The 16684-nt window shown below is 53.5% G+C and carries 12 protein-coding genes; 7 read left to right on the top strand and 5 right to left on the bottom strand.

Annotated elements, in window-relative coordinates; translation table 11 throughout:
* Positions 1 to 65 precede the first annotated feature (65 nt).
* Positions 66 to 350, top strand: coding sequence for a pyrimidine/purine nucleoside phosphorylase (gene ppnP / locus MRY16398_RS22745; protein WP_041852550.1), 285 nt, complete (start codon positions 66 to 68; stop codon positions 348 to 350).
* Positions 351 to 403: 53 nt separating this feature from the next.
* Here the strand turns inward: ppnP and rdgC are convergent, their stop codons facing one another.
* Complete coding sequence (rdgC, locus tag MRY16398_RS22740) at positions 404 to 1315, bottom strand: recombination-associated protein RdgC (protein ID WP_079497577.1); 912 nt, start codon at positions 1313 to 1315, stop codon at positions 404 to 406.
* 99 nt (positions 1316 to 1414) lie between these two features.
* Between rdgC and mak the strand changes: the two genes are divergently transcribed.
* On the top strand, positions 1415 to 2320 hold the full coding sequence (gene mak, locus MRY16398_RS22735; protein WP_071195852.1) for a fructokinase: 906 nt from the start codon (positions 1415 to 1417) through the stop codon (positions 2318 to 2320).
* Between the two features lie 123 nt (positions 2321 to 2443).
* Here mak and sbcC read toward each other — a convergent pair whose 3' ends face one another.
* Both sbcC and sbcD read right to left on the bottom strand, forming a co-directional pair.
* Positions 2444 to 5590, bottom strand: a complete 3147-nt coding sequence (gene sbcC, locus MRY16398_RS22730; protein WP_125125232.1) for an exonuclease subunit SbcC — start codon at positions 5588 to 5590, stop codon at positions 2444 to 2446.
* Positions 5587 to 6789 (bottom strand): exonuclease subunit SbcD, encoded by a 1203-nt coding sequence (gene sbcD, locus MRY16398_RS22725; protein WP_125125231.1) that lies wholly within the window; start codon positions 6787 to 6789, stop codon positions 5587 to 5589. Before sbcD ends, sbcC begins: the two co-directional genes overlap by 4 nt.
* Before the next feature lie 195 nt (positions 6790 to 6984).
* On the opposite strand from sbcD, the gene phoB reads away from it, so the two are divergent.
* The 4 genes from phoB (at position 6985) to proY (ending at position 12160) form a co-directional block, all read left to right on the top strand.
* A complete protein-coding gene (gene phoB / locus MRY16398_RS22720) occupies positions 6985 to 7674 on the top strand; it encodes a phosphate response regulator transcription factor PhoB (RefSeq protein WP_041852545.1) in 690 nt (229 codons plus the stop codon).
* 21 nt (positions 7675 to 7695) lie between these two features.
* Positions 7696 to 8991, top strand: coding sequence for a phosphate regulon sensor histidine kinase PhoR (phoR, locus tag MRY16398_RS22715; protein WP_125125230.1), 1296 nt, complete (start codon positions 7696 to 7698; stop codon positions 8989 to 8991).
* 408 nt (positions 8992 to 9399) lie between these two features.
* Positions 9400 to 10719 carry a branched-chain amino acid transporter carrier protein BrnQ gene (gene brnQ / locus MRY16398_RS22710; RefSeq protein ID WP_125125229.1) on the top strand — a complete coding sequence of 440 codons (1320 nt, stop codon included), beginning with the start codon at positions 9400 to 9402 and terminating at the stop codon, positions 10717 to 10719.
* Between the two features lie 79 nt (positions 10720 to 10798).
* Positions 10799 to 12160, top strand: a complete 1362-nt coding sequence (proY, locus tag MRY16398_RS22705; protein ID WP_041852542.1) for a proline-specific permease ProY — start codon at positions 10799 to 10801, stop codon at positions 12158 to 12160.
* Between the two features lie 44 nt (positions 12161 to 12204).
* On the opposite strand, the gene MRY16398_RS22700 is transcribed toward proY, so the two are convergent.
* A complete protein-coding gene (locus MRY16398_RS22700; RefSeq protein WP_125125228.1) occupies positions 12205 to 14445 on the bottom strand; it encodes a hypothetical protein in 2241 nt (746 codons plus the stop codon).
* 97 nt (positions 14446 to 14542) lie between these two features.
* Entirely contained in the window at positions 14543 to 14680 is a 138-nt protein-coding gene (locus tag MRY16398_RS30700) for a hypothetical protein (protein ID WP_172600612.1), read from the bottom strand.
* Positions 14681 to 14848: 168 nt separating this feature from the next.
* On the opposite strand from MRY16398_RS30700, the gene malZ reads away from it, so the two are divergent.
* Positions 14849 to 16666, top strand: a complete 1818-nt coding sequence (malZ, locus tag MRY16398_RS22690; RefSeq protein WP_125125226.1) for a maltodextrin glucosidase — start codon at positions 14849 to 14851, stop codon at positions 16664 to 16666.
* Positions 16667 to 16684: the final 18 nt, after the last annotated feature.

Here is a 16684-nt window from a genome sequence, read left to right as displayed (position 1 = left end):
GTGACAGAAGCGAAGTCTGGCCTCTATAGTGTTTTTCCAGACATTTTCTTTATAAGGGCCAGTTCATGCTTCAAAGTAACGAATACTTTTCCGGTAAAGTGAAATCCATTGGTTTTACCAGCAGCAGTACTGGCCGCGCCAGTGTGGGCGTGATGGTGGAAGGTGAGTACACCTTTGGTACCGCGCAGCCGGAAGAGATGACGGTCATTAGCGGTGCGCTTCATGTTCTGCTGCCTGGTGAAACCGAGTGGAAGACTTACTCTGCGGGTGAAGTGTTCAATGTTGCCGGCCAAAGTGAATTTCATCTGCAGGTAGCCGAGCCGACTTCTTACCTCTGCCGTTATCTGTAAAAAAACGCCCGGCTTAACCGGGCGTTCTGCTTTTTAGCGTCTGATTTTTTGTCTTAGCGCTGAGCTTCGCCGCCGAGCCCTTCTACCAGGCTGTGGATCAGCGTCGCCAGTTCACCGGTCATCAGAATAAAATCGGCATCAAAGCGCTGGGCGACATCATCGCGGTCAATATCTTCGTTCTGGTCGCGTAGCTCGTCACCAAATTTCAGGCGTTTAATCGAGCCATCATCACACACCACAAACTGAACGCGTTGCTGCCAGTCGAGCGCCAGTTTGGTTACCACTTTACCCGCTTCGATATGCACGGCGATTTCATCGCTGACCAGTTCCTGTTTTTTACAGCGAATTACGCCGCCATCTTCCAGAATAGCTTTCAGTTCGGCCTCGTCGAGAAGCTGGAAGCCTTGTGCCACCGTACCGGAACGTACCCATTCCGTCAGCGTCAGTTCAATAGGGGTTTCCAGCGTCAGCGGGACAACCGGCAGAGAACCCAGGCTTTTACGCAGCAGCGCCAGCGTGTCTTCCGCTTTTTTCGCGCTGGCGCAGTCCACCATAATGAGACCATTAACGGTATCAATCCACATCATGGTCTGGCTAAAACGACTGAAGGCGCGCGGCAGCAATGAGTGCAGCACTTCGTCTTTCAGAGAATCTTTTTCGGTTTTTTTCAGCTTGCGGCCCTGGTCGGCCTCAAGACGGGAAATTTTGGCTTCCAGCGCCTGTTTGATCACCGGCGCAGGCAGGATTTTCTCTTCTTTGCGCGCGCAGATAATAATCTGACCGTTCGCAGTGTGGGTCAGCGCATCACTGTGTGAACCCATCGGTGGAACCCAGCCGGTTTTCGCCATATCCTGACTACCGCACGGGGTAAACGATAGTGGGGCAAGCTGTTTTTCCATCTCTTCCGCCCGCAGCGCTACATCGCGGCTGAGACGGTATACCATTAAATTTTTGAACCACAGCATGATATTTTCCACGGTCTAGTCGTTAATTGCAGCGGGCATGATAACCAATTGTCGCCGCGCTTGCATGTGAATGCGTTGTCCAACTATGAGGAGCATTATGTGCGTATTGGTATCGATTTAGGCGGCACAAAGACGGAAATCATTGCGCTCAGCGATAGCGGCGACGAGCTGTTTCGCCATCGTCAGCCGACACCGCGTGATTACCATCAAACCCTTGATCTGCTGGTCTCTCTGGTGGCGTTGACTGAGAAAGAAACCGGGCAAACGGGCACCGTCGGTATGGGGATCCCCGGCTCTATTTCTCCCTATACGGGCGTGGTAAAAAATGCCAACTCAACCTGGCTCAACGGTAAGCCGTTCGATAAAGATTTAAGCCAACGTTTAAACCGGGAAGTTCGTCTGGCGAATGACGCTAACTGCCTGGCCGTTTCTGAGGCGGTGGATGGCGCAGCGGCCGGTGCGCAGACCGTGTTTGCGGTGATTATCGGTACAGGCTGCGGAGCGGGTCTGGCGTTTAATGGCCGCTCGCATATCGGCGGCAACGGGACGGCGGGTGAGTGGGGGCATAATCCGCTGCCGTGGATGGATGCAGATGAATTGCGTTATCGGGAAGAGGTGCCGTGCTATTGCGGCAAGCAAGGGTGCATCGAAACCTTTATCTCCGGCACGGGCTTTGGCACCGATTATCAGCGCTTAAGCGGGCACACGCTTAAAGGCAATGAAATCATCCGCCTGGTGGACGCGCAGGATCCGCTTGCCGAGCTGGCGTTAAGCCGTTATGAGCTGCGTCTGGCGAAGTCGCTGGCCCACGTGGTGAATATTCTCGATCCGGATGTGATTGTGCTTGGCGGCGGGATGAGCAATGTCGAACGGTTGTATAAAACCGTGCCAAATCTGGTGAAAAACTGGGTTTTCGGCGGTGAGTGTGAAACCCCGATCCGTAAAGCGCTGCACGGTGATTCCAGTGGTGTGCGTGGTGCGGCATGGCTGTGGCCACAGGCGTAAATTAACGACGCCCCGGCGGCGCTGTGCCAGCCGGGGCGACTAAATTGTGGTCTGGTTACTCTCAAAAACGAAACGTTCGCTAGCCCGGATAAGGTGCTTGCGCCGCATCCGGGTATTCACTGGTTACGTGTGTGGCACCGAAAATGCGCTATCCAGCTTGCTGTAACCCAGCCCGTTAATTTTCCTGACTTTAATCTGCACCGGAATACGCTCCTTCATCGCCTCAACGTGACTGATAACGCCTATGTTTTTTCCACTGGCGTTCAGTGCGTCTAGCGCATCCAGGGCAGTATCCAGTGTTTCGCTGTCGAGCGTACCGAAACCTTCATCGAGGAAGAGTGAGTCGATGCGGGTTTTATGGCTCACCAGGTCCGACAGCGCCAGTGCCAGCGCCAGGCTCACAAGAAAACTTTCGCCGCCGGAAAGGGTGCGGGTATCGCGTATCGCATCGGCCTGCCAGGTATCGACGACCTCCAGCTCCAGCGCTTCGCTGACTTTGCGTTTAAGCAGATAGCGCCCGTGCAGGCGGTTCAATTGATTGTTGGCCAGCCACACCAGGTTATCAAGAGTTAATCCCTGGGCGAATTTACGGAATTTATCCCCTTCTTTTGAGCCAATCAGCGCGTTGAGATGCCCCCAGTCGTCACAGCGCAGCGCCGCGCGTTCAATATCCAGCATCAGCGCCTGCTGGCGCTGGCGATTGTCTGCATCCTGTTTTAGTTGCTGTCGGCACTCCCCCTGGCGGGTGGTGTTTTCACGCAACTGGCGGGCCAGCAACTCCAGCGCTTCACGGGATTTTTCGGCGTCCGTATCGTCAGTCAGGGCGGCAGGAGGCTGCGCGCTATGCGCCGCGAGAGCCTGTTCAGCGTTGGCGACCAGTACCTGTGCCTGTTGTTCGTCACGGTCGAGACGCTGACGAAGCTGCTCCAGGCGCGCGCGCTCGTCATCGCTCAACAGCGCAGCAAGAAAGTCTTCCCGATCGGCAAACTCACTGTTTGCCAGCGCATCGGCAAACTGTTTCTCCAGTTCAGCCAGGCGCTCCGTCTCATGTCGCAGTTGCTGTTGTAGCGTTTGCCACTGACTGTGCAACGACACGCAATCGTTATGTACCTGCCGCCAGTTGTCCAGGGCAACGGTTTTTATCGCGTCCGGAACAGCTTCTTCCGGCAGCGTGTCGAGAAGCGGTGTTAGTTGTGCAATCTGCTCGTGCAATGCGCTAAATGCGCTCTGTTTTTCCTGCCAGAGTTCCGCTTCGGAGGTGCGTGCTGCCAGCCATTGTGCCTCTTCACCTTCTGGCGGCAGTGTTAGCCCCAGTGGTTCCAGCATCGCGGCCAGACTGGTCCGGCGCGCCTCTGCCGCCTGCTGGTATTGCTGAACCTGCAGGCGCAACTCGTTGATCTGGCTTTGTAATGTCAAACGCTGGCTCAACTGGTAGAGCTGATGTTCGTAGGCATCCTGCGCGCTTAACCAACTGGAGATGTCTTGCTGCGGCCGCAGGGTGACATTCAACGTCAGGCACAATTCCTGCCACTCGTTGGTAAGCGTTTGCTCCTGCTCGCGAAGTGATTTCGCTTCGCGGTCGTCTTTTTCAATGCGCTCACTTATCCCCTTCAGACGCTCGCTGAGTGCCACGCCATCCTCTTTTACCTGACGGACTTCGAGATCCAGCGCATCGCGGCGGGCATGATTCACGCCGGGGACGATGGCCTGATATTCAGCAATCGCAGGGTGCGATGTCGAACCACAAAGCGGGCAGGGATGACCCGGTTGCAGACGGGCACGTTCGCTTTCCAGGCTGTGGATGCGGTCTTCCAGCTCGCAAAGGGTGCGAACATCCGTCAGCAACTGGTTTTTTTCTTTATAAAGCTCACGCTTACGCGCCAGCTCGGCCGTCAGTTTTTCCTGCTCAGCTTTCAATTCGGTCAGGCTTTGCTGCCGCTGGGCGAGATGTTTTTGTAGCGGGGCAAAACGTGCATGCAGGGCGGTCAGGCGTTGACGCAGCGGGCGGTTCTGCGCACAGAGCGTCATCGCTGCGTTAACCTCATCGGTGGTCATCTCCAGCGAGACGGTCATCAGATTACGTAATTTGTACTCGTTTTGCTGAATGCGTTCCTGCAGGGCATGCCACGGCTTTTTGTCATCTTCCTGCTGGCTTAGCATCGCCCGCCAGCCGGTTAACTCGGTCTGCCAGCGCTGGAAGCGTTTGTTGTCTTCAAGCCAGAGCGACAGTGTTTTTTGCGACGCCATCAATTCCTGATGCTGGCGTGCGGCGCTGGCGCGGATCTGGGCCCGCAGCGCGAGGCTCGCCTGTAAGCGAGTATTTACTTCTTCATTCTGGCGACGACTGCTGTCCTGTGCTTTTCGCTGCTCCAGTAACCTCTCCCAGACGGGCCGCAGCAGCAGGGCCGGTTGAACCCGCGCAAGCCGCGCCAACTGAGGCTCGGCGGCAGTGCGTGCCTGTTGTGCCTGCTGCCGGGTTTTGTGTGCCTGGTCGCAGGCGGCTTGCAGTTCACCGCTGCGAATAAGCCAGTTCAGTTGTGCCTGCACACTCCGCTGCCCGTCTAACAGACGCTGTTCTTCGTCAGTGAGTGCCTGCACACTTGCATTCAGGGATTCCCGCTGCTCATCGGTAAGCAGAACCACGCCTTCGGCCTGCGCCTGCAGTTTCTCCAGCTCGATTTTGGCGACTTTATGTTTTTCAAACACGTCGGCAGAAATCTGCCCGTAGATTTCGGTGCCGGTCAGTTCTTCGAGCAGTTCTGCGCGCTCTTTCGGTTTGGCGTTGAGAAACGCGGCGAATTGCCCCTGGGAGAGCAACATGGAGCGGGTGAAACGGCCATAATCGAGCCCGGTTAAGGCGGCGGTTAGCTCCAGTTTGTCTTTTACTTTGTCGGCGAGGATCTTGCCGTCTGCACAGCGGGCCAGCTCTACACGCGGAACCTGCAAATTACCGTCCGGCTGATTACGCGCACGGCTCTGGCTCCAGAATGCGCGATAAGCGACCTCTTTAACTTCAAATTCGACCTCTGCCAGGCAGTCGGCGGTGTCACGGGTCATCAGATCATTCTGCGACTGTGAAACGGTATTCAGACGCGGTGTCTCGTGATAGAGCGCCAGGCAGATGGCATCCAGCAGGGTCGTTTTCCCGGCGCCGGTTGGCCCGGTGATGGCAAACAGGCCGTTACTGGCAAACGGCTCGGCGGTGAAATCAATCTTCCATTCGCCTTTTAATGAGTTAAGGTTTTTCAGGCGTAGGCTGAGGATTTTCATACGTCATGCTCCTGATTGAGCGAGTGGAGCGTTTCGGAAAAGAGCGACTGCAGGCGGGCAATCTGAATGTCATCGAGCTCCTCCTGCGCCAGGCGACGCGCGAAAACCTCTTCCACTTTTAACTCGCTTAAGGTTTCGCGGCGCTCACCTGCGAGGATGCGCTCCCGCTGTTCGCGGCTGCGGCGAACCAATAACACCTCGACCGGCAGATCGGCGGTGAGTGCCTGAATTTTTCGCTGCATGTTGCTCAGATAATCCTCGGTCGCGATCTCGATATCCAGCCACACGGGAGCGTCGGTTGGGCTGCCACGCCACTGCTCAAGTTGCTGACGAATCGACTCAAGATCACCCTTGATGACCGCCAGTTGCTGTGTAACAGGGACTTCCAGCGCTGTCACATCCGCCAGTTTTCCTGCTGAAAATGTCACCAGATTGACATACTTGCTGTTACCGGTTTCGTCAAAGCTCAGAGCGATAGGCGAGCCGCAGTAGCGGATATGCTCTTGCCCACCTGGCTTTTGCGGGCGGTGAATATGCCCAAGCGCGATGTAATCCGCAGGCGGAAAGTTTTGCGCGGGGAAGGCATCCAGCGTACCGATATAGATGTCACGTACGGCGTCACTCTTACTGGCACCGACGGTGGTCAGATGCCCGCTGGCGATTATCGGCAGCACGCTGTCGCCGCGTAATTCGCAGGCGGCCTGATACTGTTGCTGGTAGTAATCGGTGATGGCTTGCAGCAAATGTAGCTGTTTTTCTTGCCCGGAAAGTCCCGCCTGGCTGGTCATGATGTCGCGTGGACGCAAAAAAGGCACCGGGCAGAAAACCGCGCCGGGCGAGCCGTCACGCAACGGTAAATAAAAAGGCGCGCTGCCTGCGCTGGCAACAACGGTTGTCTTCAGCCACGCAAGAATATCTTTCGATTCATTAAGGGTGGCTACTGAATCATGATTACCTGCCAGCACAACCAGATGACAACCCGTCTGCTGTAATTTCACCACAAAACGGTTGTACAGCTCGCGCGCATAGCTGGGCGGGGAGCCGGTATCAAAGATGTCGCCCGCGACAATAATGGCGTCGACCAGGTGCTCTTCAGCGGTGGCCAGCAGCCAGGTGAGGAAAGCGTCGTGTTCGGCGGCGCGGCTTTTACTGTAGAAGTTCTGACCCAGGTGCCAGTCCGAAGTATGAAGGATGCGCATAGCGGTTCCGTGGCAAAAAAGCGTAAACGCGATTATAACATTCAGGGGCACACGAGCCGCCAGTGAAAGAATTTCCCACTGTCATAAAACAAAGGCTTGGGTCACCTGTTGGTCATTTGTTTCATAAATCTGTCACAAAAGTGACGCATAATGGCGCCGCACTTAGCTGATGACTTAATTTAAACAGGGCAAATTATGGCAAGACGCATTCTGGTCGTAGAAGACGAAGCGCCAATCCGTGAGATGGTGTGTTTCGTGCTCGAACAAAACGGCTTTCAACCTGTCGAAGCGGAAGACTATGACAGCGCGGTGAACCAACTTAATGAACCCTGGCCCGATCTGATTTTGCTCGACTGGATGCTGCCAGGTGGCTCAGGTATTCAGTTCATTAAACATCTCAAGCGTGAAGCGATGACCCGTGATATCCCGGTGATGATGTTGACCGCCCGTGGTGAAGAAGAAGACCGCGTGCGCGGACTTGAGACGGGCGCGGACGATTACATTACTAAGCCGTTTTCGCCCAAGGAACTGGTGGCACGTATTAAGGCTGTCATGCGTCGTATCTCGCCGATGGCGGTAGAAGAAGTCATTGAAATGCAGGGCCTGAGCCTTGATCCGAGCTCTCACCGTGTAATGACCGGTGAAAATCCTCTGGACATGGGGCCGACGGAGTTTAAGCTACTGCATTTCTTTATGACGCATCCTGAGCGTGTGTATAGCCGCGAACAACTGCTGAACCATGTCTGGGGAACGAATGTGTATGTTGAAGACCGCACGGTGGATGTTCATATTCGCCGGTTGCGTAAAGCGCTGGAACACAGCGGCCACGATCGTATGGTTCAAACCGTTCGCGGCACGGGTTATCGTTTCTCGACCCGTTTCTAAAATCTGAAAGGAGTGTGACGCGTGCTGGAACGGCTGTCATGGAAAAGGCTGGTACTCGAACTCATCCTTTGTTGTCTACCCGCTGCACTGCTCGGCGCTTTCTTTGGTTATCTGCCCTGGTTTTTACTGGTGGCAGTCACCGGGTTACTGGCCTGGCATTTCTGGAATTTAATGCGTCTTTCCTGGTGGTTGTGGGTCGATAAAAGTATGACGCCGCCGCCGGGCACGGGAAGCTGGGAACCCCTGCTTTATGGTCTGCACCAGATGCAGATGCGTAATAAAAAACGCCGTCGTGAGCTGGGTAATCTGATCAAACGTTTTCGTAGTGGCGCGGAGTCGCTACCTGATGCGTTAGTGATGATCACCGAAGAGGGGACGATGTTTTGGTGTAATGGCCTGGCACAGCAATTGCTGAATCTACGCTGGCCGGACGATAACGGACAAAACATCCTCAACCTGCTGCGTTATCCGGAATTTACCCGCTATCTTAAAACGAAAGATTTCACCCGCCCGCTTAATCTGGTGCTTAACAATGGTCGCCATCTGGAGATCCGCGTGATGCCCTACAGCGAGCAGCAGTTATTGATGGTGGCGCGTGACGTCACGCAAATGCATCAGCTTGAAGGGGCCCGGCGTAACTTTTTTGCCAACGTCAGCCATGAGCTACGCACACCGCTGACGGTATTGCAGGGCTATCTGGAAATGATGCAGGAGCAGACGCTGGAAGGGCCGCCGCGTGACAAGGCGCTGCACACCATGCGTGAGCAGACATCGCGAATGGAAGGTCTGGTTAAACAGTTACTGACATTATCCAAAATAGAAGCGGCGCCGACGTTACCGCCGAATGAAATTATAGATGTGCCGATGATGCTGCGTGTTGTGGAGCGCGAGGCGCAGACGTTAAGCCAAAAGAAGCATGAGCTTGAATTCGTGGTCGACAACGACCTGAAAGTGCTGGGGAATGAGGATCAGCTACGCAGCGCGATTTCCAATCTGGTTTATAACGCCGTGAACCATACGCCAGCGGGAACACACATTACCGTGCGCTGGCAGCGTGCGCTCTCTGGCGCACAGTTTATCGTTGAAGATAATGGGCCGGGGATTGGGCCTGAACATATTCCTCGCCTGACAGAGCGCTTTTACCGCGTTGATAAAGCCCGCTCCCGGCAAACCGGTGGTAGCGGTTTGGGGCTGGCTATCGTAAAACACGCGCTTAACCATCACGAAAGTAAGCTCGAAATCGACAGTACGCCGGGTAAAGGCACCCGTTTCAGTTTTACATTGCCCGCACGTCTCGTCGTGAAGAACGCAAGCTGACACCTGAGGTGTCAGTTTTTCTTTCCACTTCTGTCATAGACCCGCTTTTCACACTTCGTTTTTCCCGAATCTTCAAACAGATTATGTCTCTGACTATTTTTTGTTCGCATGATTAGCCATCCGTTTTTCTTATATACAGTATCTTCATCTGGCATTTATTGTAGAGTTGGTATAACCATCTGGTTTTGCGATCCCTTATTGCCTTTAAACGTTATAAGCGTTTAAATTGCGCCCCGTATGTCGTCAGACCGACTGTATTTGCGTGGTAAATCGAAAAACTATTCTCCGTCACGCAGCGCGGGAAGTGTTTCCCGCTACGTTTAAAGGTTATTTCCGCCGTAATGTTCCGCTGAAATAAGGCGAAAATTTCAACACTTACAACATCACATCCACAGGCAGTAAACGTTTATGACCCATCATTTAAAACCACGAGACATTGTTGCTCTGGGCTTTATGACTTTCGCGTTGTTCGTCGGCGCCGGAAATATCATCTTCCCTCCGATGGTTGGTTTGCAGGCGGGCGAGCACGTCTGGACTGCCTCAATTGGCTTTCTGATTACCGCTGTGGGCCTGCCGGTGCTGACGGTCGTCGCGCTGGCGAAAGTGGGTGGAGGGGTGGATAGCCTCAGCACGCCGATTGGTAAAGTAGCCGGCGTACTGCTGGCCACCGTCTGCTATCTTGCCGTGGGGCCGCTGTTTGCCACGCCGCGTACCGCGACGGTATCGTTTGAGGTGGGGATTGCGCCGCTGACCGGTGAAGGCTCACTGCCGCTGCTGATTTACAGCATTATCTACTTTGCGCTGGTCATTCTGGTGTCGCTCTATCCGGGCAAGTTGCTGGATACCGTCGGGAATTTTCTCGCGCCGCTGAAAATTATCGCGCTGATCGTTCTCTCTGTTGCCGCTATCATCTGGCCAGCCGGTCCGATTAGCCATGCGATGGATGCCTACCAGCATGCGGCGTTCTCGAACGGTTTTGTGAATGGCTATCTCACCATGGATACGCTGGGCGCGATGGTGTTCGGCATCGTTATCGTTAATGCGGCACGTTCACGTGGCGTAACAGAAGCCCGCTTGCTGACCCGCTATACCGTCTGGGCTGGCCTGATGGCCGGTGTCGGTCTGACGCTGCTCTATCTGGCGCTGTTCCGTCTGGGTTCTGATAGCTCGACGCTGGTGGATCAGTCTGCCAATGGTGCTGCGATTTTGCATGCATATGTTGCCCATACCTTTGGTGGCGCTGGCAGCCTCCTGTTGGCTGCGCTGATTTTTATCGCCTGCCTGGTTACGGCTGTGGGGCTGACCTGCGCCTGCGCGGAGTTCTTCTCGCAATATCTGCCGCTCTCTTATCGTGCGCTGGTGTTTATCCTGGGGATCTTCTCCATGGCGGTGTCGAATCTTGGTCTGAGTCATCTGATTCAAATCTCTATTCCGGTGCTGACAATGATTTATCCGCCGTGTATCGCACTTGTGGTGTTAAGCTTTACGCGCTCCTGGTGGCATAATTCGACCCGCGTAATTGCACCGGCGATGTTCATCAGTCTGGCGTTTGGCGTACTGGACGGTATCAAAGCATCTGCATTTAGCGATATGCTTCCGGACTGGACTCAGCGTCTACCGCTGGCAGAGCAGGGGCTGGCCTGGTTGATGCCAACAGTGGTGATGGTGGCTCTGGCTGTGTGCTGGGATCGTGCCGCCGGGCGTCAGGTGACATCCAGCGCCCATTAATTGCGCAATAAGGTTTACTAACCACGGGACGTAAAGTCCCGTGGTTTTTTGTTTTTTTTAGATCCTGGAACAGGAAACCATGGAAAGTACGAACAAACTAAAGCGAGGTCTTAGTACCCGGCACATTCGCTTTATGGCCCTGGGGTCGGCGATTGGCACCGGGCTGTTTTACGGTTCAGCCGATGCCATCAAAATGGCCGGGCCAAGCGTATTGCTGGCCTATATCATCGGTGGTGTGGCAGCGTATATCATCATGCGCGCGCTGGGCGAGATGTCAGTACACAACCCGTCCGCCAGTTCATTTTCCCGCTACGCGCAGGAAAACCTCGGGCCATTGGCCGGTTATATCACCGGCTGGACCTATTGTTTCGAAATCCTGATTGTGGCGATTGCCGATGTGACCGCCTTTGGCATTTATATGGGGGTCTGGTTTCCCGCCGTACCGCACTGGATCTGGGTGCTCAGCGTGGTGCTGATCATCTGCGCCATCAACCTGATGAGCGTGAAAGTCTTTGGTGAGCTGGAGTTTTGGTTCTCTTTCTTCAAAGTCGCTACCATCATCATTATGATTGTCGCCGGTTTTGGCATCATCATCTGGGGGATTGGCAACGGCGGCCAGCCTACCGGTATCAGTAACCTGTGGACTAACGGCGGTTTCTTTAGTAACGGCTGGTTGGGGATGGTGATGTCGCTGCAAATGGTGATGTTCGCCTACGGCGGTATTGAAATCATCGGCATCACCGCCGGGGAAGCGAAAGACCCTGAGAAATCTATTCCGCGTGCAATCAACTCCGTACCGATGCGTATTCTGGTGTTCTACGTGGGCACGCTGTTTGTCATCATGTCTATCTACCCGTGGAACCAGGTAGGGACCGACGGTAGCCCCTTCGTACTGACCTTCCAGCATATGGGGATCACTTTCGCGGCCAGCATTCTTAACTTCGTCGTACTGACAGCCTCATTGTCGGCGATTAACTCCGATGTGTTTGGCGTGGGGCGTATGCTGCACGGTATGGCGGAGCAGGGCAGTGCGCCCAAAGTGTTTGCCAAAACGTCCCGTCGCGGCATTCCGTGGGTCACGGTAATGGTGATGACCATCGCGCTGCTGTTTGCGGTTTACCTCAATTACATCATGCCGGAAAACGTCTTCCTGGTGATTGCTTCGCTGGCGACATTCGCCACCGTGTGGGTATGGATCATGATCCTGCTGTCGCAAATTGCCTTCCGTCGTCGTTTGTCGCCACAGGAAGTGAATGCCCTGAAATTCAAAGTGCCGGGCGGTGTTGCCACCACCGTGGCTGGCCTGGTTTTTCTGGTCTTTATTATCGCCCTGATTGGCTGGCACCCAGACACGCGCATTTCGCTGTATGTGGGTTTCGCGTGGATTGTTCTGCTACTGATTGGCTGGATGTTTAAGGCAAAACCCGTTCTCAATAAATAAAAAGACGCCCGGGTAAGCATTACCCGGGCGTCATAACATACTGCTTATTGCCCGGATGCGGCTAAATAGGCTTTAAGCTTTGTGATTTGTTTCTGAATATACTCTGCTTCAGGGTATTTTTTCTCGAGCTCGCCGTAATAGGCCAACGCTTTGTTACCGTCCTGCGAAACGCCAAAACCATAGCCGTATAGCGACGCAAGTATTTCTAACGCGCCGCTATCTTCTTGCTGTTCTGCCGCTTTATTTAGCCAGTACAGCGCTTTTTTCATGTCAGCGGTTGGATAGCGGTATTTGGCATCGCAACTGGACATCACTTTTTGGCAAACCTCAGGCGGCAGAAAATCTATCCCCGCCCGATACTGCGCCTGAGCAATGCCTGCTTCTGCCGCCTGCTCGTTGTACTGCAGATATTTCGGGATATCTTGTGCAATGACATCCTTTTGGCCCTTCAGGTAGAGCTGAGCGAGCCAGTCCAGCGCCTCGCCGTTTTTCTGCTTCGCGGCCTTTAGCATCCAGGTTTCAGCCTGTTTAAATTCAGAACAGCCGTCATAATACTGACCAAGCTGAACCTGTGCTTTGATGTCACCTTTTTTAGCCCGCGCCTTCACACCATCGGGATCTTCAAGAAGCGTTGTTATATTGCAGCCAGCAGCGATCAGCTTGCCACTTTTATATTTCTTAATGGACGGTTGGTTGTTAACAAATTTATTAACGTCAGATAAACCTTCACTCCATTTTTCCAGTATCAACTCACTGGTCTGTGGATCATATTCTTTACGCAGACCATGCTCGAAGCCCTCTTTGTAGCTTGTTTCGAGGATCAGTTTACCGGTGGTTTCGTCCCATTTTTTAGAGGGACCTGATTGTTGATAGTCGTCGTAGTGCGCCTGGGAGATAAGTTTGCCGGTTTTTATACTCCAGTGCTTTTTGACACTCTGGTTGCTTCCTTTTTTATAAATAACCTCGCTTACCGGGGCGCCAGTTTTTGTCCACTTTTTATCCAGTGACAGCTTGCCATGGTTATATTCTTCCTCGCTGATAAGTTGGCCGTTTTCAGTCCATTTCTGGTGCTTACCATTTTTTTTGCCATTCTCATCGTACTGTTTGAGGGATGCTTTTTGGCCGTTTTGATACCACCTCTCAGCAGAGATATGCTTATCCTGTTTGTAGATTTCTTTGGATATTAGGGTACCGTTTTCAAGATAAACTTCCTGGAGCCCCTCTTTGTTGCCCTGTTGGTCATATTGTCTCAGGATCCGAAGCTGACCATTGGCGTAGAACTCTTTGCTATCGCCGACTAATTTTCCCTCTTTATAGAAGTTTTCGAGCTTTATTTTACCGTCAGCAAAGTAATCAATGTATTTTCCATCATATTCGCCGTTGCGGTAGCTGTGTTCCCGCAGCAGCTCTCCCTTGCTGCCATAATGTTTGCATGGGCCGTCAGTATGATGGCCGTCTTTAAAAGTACTTTCACTTGCTAGCGTGCCGTTCTCATTCCTTTCGAGGAATTTGCCATCCGGCGCGCCGTTTTTATAGGTAAATTTCTGAGAGGGCTTGCCGTTTTCATGCCAGGAATTCATTTCCCCCTGTCGATAGCCGTTATCGTCATAGGTAAACTGTGCCGATTTTTGGCCTGAACGATGCCAGGCGGTAAAGGGGCCGATAAATTTTTGTGAGCTGAAATCAGGTGTATCCGTATAGCCTTCAAAGGCTTTTGTTTTACCTTCGCCAGAGGTATCAAGATTATCACCAAGATACCAGCCAGTGACTTTCCAGGTATTTTTATTTTTACCTTCGGTCAAGGGAAGCCGGATAAAGAAATTAGCATCATCAACGGCTTGATTGCGGTTGACGAGATAGAACTGTGAGAGATCGCCGCCAACCCACAGTATCGTGTCGTCAACCACGAATTTGCTGTCACATATATCTTTATTACAGACTTCAATATTACTGGCCATCTGCGAGCCTTCGCTATCACAAGATGATGCGGTAAAACGGAAATAATATTCATTGTCCGCTTTCTGCCAGATTTCGTTAAGTCGCTTTTTATAATCATCCTGCGACAGTTTTAATGAATCGGCAGTCATATAGATCGTATCTTTATGACAGGGCGAATCGCTACTGAGATAAATTCTTGCAGCACTTATAAGACCACCTTTTCTGTCTAATGCGCCGCTGGTCATTTTTATGTTGTCAATTTGCGAAACGAATTGAATATTATCCTCAGCGAAGACGGAACCGCTTAGAGCCGCCAGCAAGGTAAACGTGAAAATAGTTAACTTCATTGATCATCCTTTATCAAATATTAAAAAACAAACAGCAAAATCACCCTGATTCGCTGGGAATGGTAAACGGAATGCACTACGTCCGTTTACATCCCTCTCAATTTTTCAGATAAGGTAAAGCGCTTTTGCATGCGGTCAGAAGCTTGATGCCCGAAATACACCCCGGACCATTGCCATAATGCGAAAGGCCGCACAGCAGGCTGGTAACAAAAGCCAGCGAGAGCGCCATCATCATCGACGGTACCCGGCATGAAACCCGGCGGATCACATTTGGCTTTGCGAAAAATATGCGCAGCGAGTTTTCTGCGCCCTGGTTCTCAACCCCATAAAAACGCAGAAAAGATGAGCTGTCGAGACGAGATTTGTGCAAGAGTGAGGTCATTTTTGACATAGGGGAAAGTCGATGTTGCAAGCCTGGCATCTGCCTGTCGCGCCATTTGTAAAACAGAACAAAGACCAACTGGTGATGACACTCTGGCTAACCGGAAGTAAGCCTCCGTCTCGCGTCACGTTACGGGCCGAGATAGATAATGAAGAGACCTCGATACCGATGCGGCGGGTCCGCCTGGCGCCAAAATCTGGTGTGACGGCCTGGCGTGCAGCCATCTCACTGCAAAGTGGCCAGCCGCGGCGTCGTTACAGCTTTAAGCTACTGTGGGACGACCGCCAGCTCTGGTTTACCCCGCAGGGGTTCAGCCCGTTTCCCCCTGCACGGCTGGAGCAATTCGCCGTCGATTCCCCTGACAGTGGGCCGCAGTGGGTAGCAGAACAGGTGTTCTATCAGATCTTCCCCGATCGTTTTGCTCGTAGTGAACAGCATCCAGATCAACAGAACAACGTTTACTATCACCACGCCGCAGGCCAGGAGATTGTGCTGCGCGACTGGGATGAACCGTTGAGCGGCGAGGCCGGCGGCTCGACCTTTTATGGCGGCACGCTGGACGGTATCAGTGAAAAGCTGCCCTATCTGCATGAACTGGGCGTAACTGCGCTCTATCTGAACCCGGTCTTTGTCGCCCCCAGTGTGCATAAATACGATACGGAAGATTACCGTCACGTGGACGCACGTTTCGGCGGCGATCAGGCACTGCTTCGCCTGCGTCGGAGTACCCATCGTTTGGGGATCCGTCTGGTACTGGACGGGGTCTTTAATCACAGCGGTGATTCACATGCCTGGTTTGACCGACACAACCGCGGCACCACTGGTGCCTGTCATAACCCCGCTTCCGAATGGCGTGAATGGTACAGTTTTGATGAGGATGGCCGCGCGCGTGACTGGCTGGGCTATTCCAGCCTGCCAAAGCTGGACTACCATGCGCAAACTCTGGTGGACGAGATGTACCAGGGCGAAGACAGCGTGGTACGTCACTGGCTGAAAGCGCCCTGGAATATGGATGGCTGGCGGCTGGATGTGGTGCACATGCTGGGTGAGGGGGGCGGTGCGCGCAATAACCTGCAACATGTCGCCGGAATAACCAAAGCCGCCAAAGAGACACTGCCTGAGGCCTATATCGTCGGCGAGCATTTCGGCGATGCGCGCCAGTGGCTACAGGCGGACGTGGAAGACGCCGCCATGAACTACCGCGGTTTTACCTTTCCGGTATGGGCGTTTCTGGCGAATACCGATATTTCGATGGATCCCCAGCGTATTGATGCGCACACCTGCATGGTGTGGATGGATAACTACCGCGCCGGGCTTTCGCATCAGCAACAGTTACGCATGTTCAACCAACTGGATAGCCACGACACACCGCGTTTTAAAACGGTGTTGGGGAAAGATGTGGCCCGGTTGCCGCTGGCGGTGGTTTGGCTGTTTACCTGGCCCGGCGTGCCCTGCATTTATTATGGTGATGAGGTTGGGCTGGACGGTGCCAACGATCCCTTCTGCCGCAAACCCTTCCCGTGGGATAAAGCGAAACAGGACACGGAACTGCTGGCGCTCTATCAGCGGCTGGCCCGTCTGCGCAAACGTAGCCAGGCGCTCTGTTACGGCGGCTGTCAGGTTATCTACGCCGAAGGGAACGTGGTGATCTTTTTGCGTTTGTATCAGCAAGAAAGGGTGCTGGTGGCGATTAACCGTGGCGAGTCCTGCGAAGTTGTCCTGCCGGAATCGCCGCTACTGGATGTCAAAGTCTGGCACGGTAAAGAGGGCAAGGGCACATTGCAGGATGGGGTGCTGTCCTTACCGGCAATCTCTGCCTCTGTGTGGCAGGGGAACTAACACCTACCAGAAAGCGCA

Origin of the sequence: Phytobacter sp. MRY16-398 (genome assembly GCF_003925915.1) — a bacterium.
Lineage (GTDB): Bacteria > Pseudomonadota > Gammaproteobacteria > Enterobacterales > Enterobacteriaceae > Phytobacter > Phytobacter diazotrophicus.
The sequence above is the reverse complement of the archived record's forward strand: the minus strand, read 5'-3'. Positions and strand labels throughout refer to the sequence as shown.

What these genes read in the sequence shown, in the direction of transcription:
- malZ (WP_125125226.1), top strand. Translation starts at nt 14,849, where the DNA reads ATGTTGCAAGCCTGGCATCTGCCTGTCGCGCCATTTGTAAAACAGAAC.
- sbcC (WP_125125232.1), bottom strand. Translation starts at nt 5,590, where the DNA reads ATGAAAATCCTCAGCCTACGCCTGAAAAACCTTAACTCATTAAAAGGC.
- rdgC (WP_079497577.1), bottom strand. Translation starts at nt 1,315, where the DNA reads ATGCTGTGGTTCAAAAATTTAATGGTATACCGTCTCAGCCGCGATGTA.
- brnQ (WP_125125229.1), top strand. Translation starts at nt 9,400, where the DNA reads ATGACCCATCATTTAAAACCACGAGACATTGTTGCTCTGGGCTTTATG.
- sbcD (WP_125125231.1), bottom strand. Translation starts at nt 6,789, where the DNA reads ATGCGCATCCTTCATACTTCGGACTGGCACCTGGGTCAGAACTTCTAC.
- proY (WP_041852542.1), top strand. Translation starts at nt 10,799, where the DNA reads ATGGAAAGTACGAACAAACTAAAGCGAGGTCTTAGTACCCGGCACATT.
- phoB (WP_041852545.1), top strand. Translation starts at nt 6,985, where the DNA reads ATGGCAAGACGCATTCTGGTCGTAGAAGACGAAGCGCCAATCCGTGAG.
- MRY16398_RS30700 (WP_172600612.1), bottom strand. Translation starts at nt 14,680, where the DNA reads ATGATGATGGCGCTCTCGCTGGCTTTTGTTACCAGCCTGCTGTGCGGC.
- ppnP (WP_041852550.1), top strand. Translation starts at nt 66, where the DNA reads ATGCTTCAAAGTAACGAATACTTTTCCGGTAAAGTGAAATCCATTGGT.
- MRY16398_RS22700 (WP_125125228.1), bottom strand. Translation starts at nt 14,445, where the DNA reads ATGAAGTTAACTATTTTCACGTTTACCTTGCTGGCGGCTCTAAGCGGT.